This window comes from Mesorhizobium alhagi CCNWXJ12-2, from assembly GCF_000236565.1.
Taxonomy (GTDB): domain Bacteria; phylum Pseudomonadota; class Alphaproteobacteria; order Rhizobiales; family Rhizobiaceae; genus Allomesorhizobium; species Allomesorhizobium alhagi.
The window spans coordinates 1-3,914 of the sequence record NZ_AHAM01000307.1; the positions used below are offsets into that span (position 1 = coordinate 1).

Annotated in this window: 8 protein-coding genes and 1 pseudogene; 3 read left to right on the forward strand and 6 right to left on the reverse strand. The window is 59.1% G+C overall.

The features are described 5' to 3' along the window. Together MAXJ12_RS31950 and MAXJ12_RS31955 are read right to left on the reverse strand one after the other, a co-directional pair. Window positions 1–188: CDP-alcohol phosphatidyltransferase family protein (locus MAXJ12_RS31950; RefSeq protein WP_008840356.1), on the reverse strand; the 188-nt coding region annotated here is incomplete at its 3' end. Window position 189: 1 nt separating this feature from the next. Continuing rightward, window positions 190–609, reverse strand: a pseudogene (locus tag MAXJ12_RS31955) (ATP-binding protein); the annotation flags it as partial. Window positions 610–768: 159 nt separating this feature from the next. Between MAXJ12_RS31955 and MAXJ12_RS38385 the strand changes: the two are divergent. Next, window positions 769–1,071, forward strand: coding sequence for a hypothetical protein (locus MAXJ12_RS38385; RefSeq protein WP_008840358.1), 303 nt, complete (start codon window positions 769–771; stop codon window positions 1,069–1,071). A gap of 17 nt (window positions 1,072–1,088) precedes the next feature. On the opposite strand, the gene MAXJ12_RS31965 is transcribed toward MAXJ12_RS38385, so the two are convergent. Then, window positions 1,089–1,316, reverse strand: a complete 228-nt coding sequence (locus tag MAXJ12_RS31965; protein ID WP_008840359.1) for a hypothetical protein — start codon at window positions 1,314–1,316, stop codon at window positions 1,089–1,091. 418 nt (window positions 1,317–1,734) lie between these two features. On the opposite strand from MAXJ12_RS31965, the gene MAXJ12_RS37370 reads away from it, so the two are divergent. Further along, window positions 1,735–1,917: a hypothetical protein gene (locus MAXJ12_RS37370; RefSeq protein WP_008840360.1), complete on the forward strand. Its 183-nt coding sequence runs from the start codon at window positions 1,735–1,737 to the stop codon at window positions 1,915–1,917. 5 nt (window positions 1,918–1,922) lie between these two features. Here MAXJ12_RS37370 and MAXJ12_RS31970 read toward each other — a convergent pair whose 3' ends face one another. The 3 genes from MAXJ12_RS31970 to MAXJ12_RS37950 form a co-directional block, all read right to left on the reverse strand. After that, window positions 1,923–2,153, reverse strand: coding sequence for a hypothetical protein (locus MAXJ12_RS31970; RefSeq protein WP_008840361.1), 231 nt, complete (start codon window positions 2,151–2,153; stop codon window positions 1,923–1,925). 86 nt (window positions 2,154–2,239) lie between these two features. Beyond that, window positions 2,240–2,527 carry a helix-turn-helix domain-containing protein gene (locus MAXJ12_RS31975; protein ID WP_040589251.1) on the reverse strand — a complete coding sequence of 96 codons (288 nt, stop codon included), beginning with the start codon at window positions 2,525–2,527 and terminating at the stop codon, window positions 2,240–2,242. A gap of 160 nt (window positions 2,528–2,687) precedes the next feature. Beyond that, complete coding sequence (locus tag MAXJ12_RS37950; protein WP_157999697.1) at window positions 2,688–2,864, reverse strand: hypothetical protein; 177 nt, start codon at window positions 2,862–2,864, stop codon at window positions 2,688–2,690. Between the two features lie 575 nt (window positions 2,865–3,439). Here MAXJ12_RS37950 and MAXJ12_RS31985 point away from each other — a divergent pair. Beyond that, window positions 3,440–3,914: ABC transporter permease (locus MAXJ12_RS31985; RefSeq protein ID WP_040589254.1), on the forward strand; the 475-nt coding region annotated here is incomplete at its 3' end.

Here is a 3,914-nt window from a genome sequence, read left to right on the forward strand (position 1 = left end):
ACGCGGGCGAGGTAGCCGTCGAGATAGTCGGTCACGCTGGCAGCGATGAAAATCGCAAGCGCGCTCCAGCGGGCGAAGTCGCTCGACTGCAGCCGGCCTTCCAGAAAAAAGCACAGCACCACCATAGGCACGGCAAGGATTCGCGCGTAGGTCAGCATATTGGGAAGATTGAATGCGCGCTTACCCATATCTTCCGCAGAGCACCGAGCGATTGTCGCGGCAGGCTTTGTGGCCGAGCGCGCAGGCGATCCAACTCTTGCCCAGGCCGGTTGCGCCGGTGACCAGGAGATTCTCGTGGCGGTTGATCCAGTCGCCGTTGACGAGCCTGGCGAAGACAGCGCGGTCGATGCCGCGCGGGGTGCGCAAATCGACATCTTCCACGCATGCGCTCTGGCGCAGCGCAGCGAATTTGAGGCGCGTCGTGAGCCGTTTGGTGTCGCGCTCGGCGGCTTCGCGGTCGACAAGCAGCCCGATGCGTTCCTCGAATGACAGGGCATCGAGATCCGGTGATCGTCGTTGCTCCTCGAAGGCTTTGGCCATTCCGGTCAGGCCGAGTGCGGCCAGCCGTTCATGGGTGAGGTGGGTGAGTTTCTTCCGACGTCCTGACATGGCTATCTCCGATGGATTCAGAATCGCCGCACTAGGACATTATTCCTTCGTTTTGGTGCGTGTCACAACCGCCGGCCCCGAGCACAACAATAAAATTTTAAGGAACAGCCCGCACAGTGCGGGCTGTGTCAGCAAGTCGATTGACGTAGGGGATTGGTCATGGGTCGCGACCAGGACGCGGATCATATCTATCGCCGGGCGTACGAGCTAGCGGCGACCGGTTTGCACCTTGAACCCATCACTATCGTCGCCACCCTCATCCGAGAAGGCTACGCGGAAGCCGACAAAATCCTGGACAACCTGCTGATCCGTGCCGATCTACGTCTAGTCTGCTCTCGCAACTGGCCTGGAAACGTGCCGGTGATTGTCGAGGCCCAGGAACTGAGGATCGAGCCGGCCCCCGAACAGGACAACCGCCCTGTCGCACCTGACCTACACCAAGCCCGCCAGCAAAAGCACTAGGAAGAAGGCCGGCTCGCTCACTTCGCCACCTGCTTTCGCCTGCCATTCTTCGGCGGCGCGTTCGCGATCTTCCTTGCGCGCGCCGCCTTGGCCTCCTCAACCGCGCGTCTGTCTGCCGCCTCTCGTGGGTTGGATCTAGCGACCTTCTTCAATATGCGGTCAAAGCATTCTTCGGAGTCATCCGTTTCCAGTTCGCGGGCGGCCTCGTCGGCTGGGCGCTTCTGGCCTGTAGGTCCGGTTGTCATTCAGCATCTCATTAAAATCGAACACTCTCGCCTCGATCAGTGTTCCCTCGGCTAATTTGAGAAAGCGTACGGCGCTCTCCGGCATTTCTTCGGGTCGGACATCCCCTTCACTTCTGAGATGTTGCAACACTAGATACCGGGCGGCCTCAACGTCGCGTGCACCGACAAAATAGACCCTGTCAGCGAAACGAAATTCCCACCCCGCGTTGCATGGGGGGCTCCTATGCTGTCCGCTCAAGCATATTGGCGCCACGCCTATCGGGGCAAATTCGATAAAGCCCCTTACGCCTAAGCCGACAATCAAGCGAAGACACTACCGCATACGCAATATTCTTGCTTAGGAACAATTTCACGCAAAATATCCCGCATTCCCGCCAGAACGCCGCTAACAGAGATCGAGGTCGAGGACATCGGCACCGTGCGGCTGCCGAACATGTGGCAGCAAGCCAGCCTCAACCCTGTTCGCGGGCCGGACCGCGAGATCGCCAGATTTGCCGCCGCAGCCTGCATGTCGATCAAGCAGTTCAAGCGCCTGCCGGCCGAGAAGCAGCAAGAGATCCGTTGGGCATATCTGCGGCTGATGAGCCCGAGTAATGTCTGAACGGACTATTCGTCGTCCAGCGCAGCAAGGCTGCTAATGGCGATCTCTCGCAGCGCGATACTAAGGACAGCAGCTCCTATAAGGCCAAATACTGCGACGCCAAATGTCCACAGATCGGATCGCTCACGAAACGTGGCGAGGGCTACGCCTAGCCCGCCGATCGCCACAATCGCAATGGCCACACCATTGTAGTACGCAGCCCGAAGTTTGATTTGCTCTTTCCTGACATCGGACATCGCGCCCCTCCATGTCGCATGGACCTGCCGAGTGTCGCAGGAAACCCTTGGAAATCAACGGGAGCCGGCTCGCCCTGGCGAAGGGCTCACATGTCACTGCTTTCGATTATGCCGGCTTCGCCCTCGCTTGGTGCAGATGACGGTCTGTCAGCCTTGCGAAGCCGCACGCCGGCGCCGCCGCCGTTCTCGGGGATGAACTCCACGCCGGCGGCTTCCAAGGCATGGCGAAGCGTCTCGATCGCGTGACCCGCGCCAGTTGCGCCAGATTCAATCCTGGTCACCGTATTCCTGTGTACACCCGATCGCTCTGCGAGGTCGCGCACGGTCCAGTTCAGAAGTCCTCGTGCGGCTCGCAATTGTGCACTTGTCATCATCATCAATTCCTATGTAGTGCATACGTCCCCATCATTGTGCATATAGCACAATGAGGAACATCAATGCCGAACACCTGTTCGCATCAGCGAGCCCGTTCCAAACCAGCCCGCCACGGTTCGCCCTGGCGGGCTTTTTCTTTGGACACAAAGCGACGCCGGCTCACCTTTTCCTGTGGAGGATGAAGGCTAAGGCGATGAGGATGCCGGCCGCGACGGCCAGTGCTGCGACCAATTTGATCGCGACCGTCGGCGCGACGACGCCGACCCACAGGGCGACGACCACGGCGGCTGCGGCGGCTGAGATGAGTAAAGCGAGGGCGTCTATGATCCGGCCCATGGCAGGGAACGTATCACGATGAGCTTCGGCTTGCCCCATGTCACCTGCATGCGCAGATTGCCGATAGTCGCTCGATCCGGATAGTACAAAATCAAACACGGAACATTTTGATTTTAAGACTTCACCGATACCGCCGCGATCAGGCGCATTTCGTGTCTCGATCTCCCGGACCCTTTTTAGCGCTCGAAAGCATCTCGAAGACCACCACGTGTTTCTGATGCGGGCTACTAGAGAAAAAGGGTGGTAGGTGCAAGCAGCCCGGCGCCGACGACAGTCGGCAGCGCGAGCAGCAGTGCAGGGCGTGCCGAAAGCGGGCGGTCGAAACCGAGAACCCGGCCGCCCGTCATTGCAAATGCCGGACCGACTGACGCCAGGAATGACGGCGAGGCACTGCAAGCCCGACGATGAAAGCGTCCTTCATGGTGATCGCCTGGGGTTCGTGCGTGGCCGTCTTGCGAAGAGCACCAACACCGGACTGTGCCACGTCTCCGAACCCTCTCTCCGGTTTCAGTTCTAATTGCTATCTCGGTGTCCATATTTCGGATACCCTGGCTTGGGAGGAGTTTTAAAGTATGTTGTTTCGCTACATCTTGTGGCGCATTGCCATTATGATCCCGACGCTGCTTCTGATATCGGCAGTGATCTTCATCATCATCGAATTGCCGCCGGGCGATTTTTTTGAGAGCTACATTGCTGAACTGCGGGCCGTGGGCGAAGGCGTTAACATGGCCGAGATTGAGGCCCTGCGGGCAGAGTACGGCTTCGACAAGCCGCCGGTGGTTCGCTACTTCCTTTGGCTCGCGGGCATGCTGCAGGGCGACTTCGGCTATTCATTCGAATATCAGCTGCCGGTCAGCGACGTTGTCGGCGACCGGCTGTGGTTGACCGTCCTGGTGTCGTTCGTGACGATCGTCTTCACCTGGGTAATCGCCTTCCCGATCGGCATGTACTCGGCGACCCATCAGTACAGCTGGGGCGATTACGGCCTGACCTTCCTGGGCCTGCTCGGCATCGCCATTCCCAATTTCATGCTGGCGCTGATCCTGATGT